The organism is Microvirga tunisiensis (assembly GCF_009296175.1).
Taxonomy (GTDB): domain Bacteria; phylum Pseudomonadota; class Alphaproteobacteria; order Rhizobiales; family Beijerinckiaceae; genus Microvirga; species Microvirga tunisiensis.
Window position 1 is genome coordinate 1 of record NZ_VOSK01000994.1, and the last position, 556, is coordinate 556.

Genomic DNA, 556 nt, shown 5'->3' on the forward strand with positions numbered 1-556 from the left:
CGGACGAGATCCGCTTCCGGACAGCACGAGGCAAAGGCCAGTCGGATGCGGCTGGTGGTTTCCTGCACCCGCACGGCGATCTTGAGCAGGCGCAACCGCAGCGTTGCGAACTCCGCCCGGGCGAGATCGCGTGTCGCCGGAATGGCCTCCCGCACGGACAGCATCAGCCAGTAGGCGGCCGTGTGCAGTACGAGCCGGACCTGGTTGGCCACGGCGCGCCGGCACGAGGTCCGATCGGAGGCGAGTTGCGCCTTGTGGAACTTGATCCAGTTCTCCGCCTGACCGCGGGCACAGTACAGGCTCTCATAGATGACGCGCGGGCTGGTGCCGGTCAGATTGGTGACGACAAAGCGGATGTCGAGCCCCAGGCGCGTGGCCTCGATCCGAGCCACCACCCGGCGCTCGCACGACCAGCTCTTGGCTCGGTGTGTCGTCTCGGCAAAGCCTCGGATGACGTCACAATCTTCCAGCGCCCTGTGGGTGCGCACCGCATCGGCCACCTCCTGAACTTTGGTGGTGAGCGGCCTCGTGCCAGCCAGACCGAAGATGTAGCTGA

Annotated in this window: 1 protein-coding gene; it reads right to left on the reverse strand. The window is 66.2% G+C overall.

Features of this window, described 5'->3' with window-relative positions; translation table 11 throughout:
* The coding region (locus tag FS320_RS44890) for a transposase (RefSeq protein WP_152718831.1) at window positions 1-556 on the reverse strand (556 nt) is incomplete at both ends.